Annotated in this window: 1 protein-coding gene; it reads right to left on the bottom strand. The window is 51.2% G+C overall.

Features of this window, described 5'->3' with window-relative positions; translation table 11 throughout:
• Nucleotides 1-5 precede the first annotated feature (5 nt).
• Nucleotides 6-1175, bottom strand: coding sequence for a helix-turn-helix domain-containing protein (locus tag ACHHTY_RS12045; RefSeq protein WP_395494413.1), 1170 nt, complete (start codon nucleotides 1173-1175; stop codon nucleotides 6-8).
• Nucleotides 1176-1293: the final 118 nt, after the last annotated feature.

Genomic DNA, 1293 nt, shown 5'->3' with positions numbered 1-1293 from the left:
TGAATTTATCTCAGTTTGTAATCAAATTCCTCGACCTGGATTTTGTCCAGGAAGAGTTTTAGTTTCTGCTCTTTGACATCGATAGTAGCCACCACGTATTGGAGCATCATCTCCGGCGGAACCGGAAATCGTTCGCCAAAGATGTCCAGTTTCAGGTCGCTGCGAATGAGTCGCACAAGATGATATTTCCCGACTTCCGGTTTTTCCAGTGGATGTCTGGGCGGCTCATCTTCTGCTGGAAACCTCAGTTTGACATTTGATGCCGCCAAGGCCTTCAGCGGTGTACCGCCCTTGAGCTTGCCGTATCGATATCTACTGTTGTGACGCTGCTCGAACGCAAGGGATCCGGTTTTCAGTTCCTCGACAGACGCCATTACTACTTTGCCGAGAAACCTTTGTTGATAACGCTCGTTGAAGTTTTCAACCATCCCGTTTCTCCACGGCTCGGCCATAGGGATGAACCACGGTTCAACGCCGTTGTACAGGCAAAGCCGGATCAGTGGCCCCATACCGCGAGGATGCCGCCGGCTGCCGAAGAAAGACAGGGCATTGTCAATCTGAACGCGATCTGGGATACCGATGCGCTTCCATGCAGCCCAGAATCCATCCAGGACTGACTGTGATGCTATGGAAAGCGAAGGGTGCAGGCCACACCTGACCGTTGCTGTGTCAACAATATTCAGGCTGTAGAAACGAATCGGCCCCTTCAGATAGCACGGTCCAACAAAGTCTGCCTGATGAGTCTGATTTGGTAACGTTGACGGCAGAGCAGGATAAGCGGTTCCTTTGGGTTCGTAGCGGCCCGTTCGGCGATGTGTCAGGTCGTTTCTGGCGAGAATCCGGTTAATTGTCCTGATCGACGGGAGCGGCTCGACTCCCAGATCTTCTATCTCCCACAGGATCGCTTGGGCGCCGCAGAACAGATCCTGGTTGTAGAGATTGAGGCGAATCATCTTGACGATCTCCTCGATCTCCGGAGGCGTTCGATTCGAAGACACAAGAGGACATCGCGAATGCTCCTCAAACCAACAGGGGTCACCTTCGTCAAACCTTTTGACCCACTTGTATAGCCAGAATCTGGATTTGCCGAGTGATATGCAAATCGACTCAGGGCTCTCGCCGGCCTTGAAGCGCTGTACAGCCAGTACCCGAAGTTGCTTGATTTCCTTTTCCATGAACACCTCCGAAATGAATTTGGTGTTCACAGAATGACGTAGTGGCTATTCGATTGTCAGAGAACTATTATCGATGTGCTGGCACATTTTTTTGTTATCGATGTCCTGGCACTCAACA

Source organism: Desulfurivibrio nitratireducens, from assembly GCF_044068515.1.
In the GTDB taxonomy this organism is placed as follows: domain Bacteria; phylum Desulfobacterota; class Desulfobulbia; order Desulfobulbales; family Desulfurivibrionaceae; genus Desulfurivibrio.
Note: the sequence above shows the minus strand (reverse complement) of the source record. Positions and strands in the feature narration are given on the sequence as shown.

What these genes read in the sequence shown, in the direction of transcription:
- ACHHTY_RS12045 (WP_395494413.1), bottom strand. Translation starts at nt 1,175, where the DNA reads ATGGAAAAGGAAATCAAGCAACTTCGGGTACTGGCTGTACAGCGCTTC.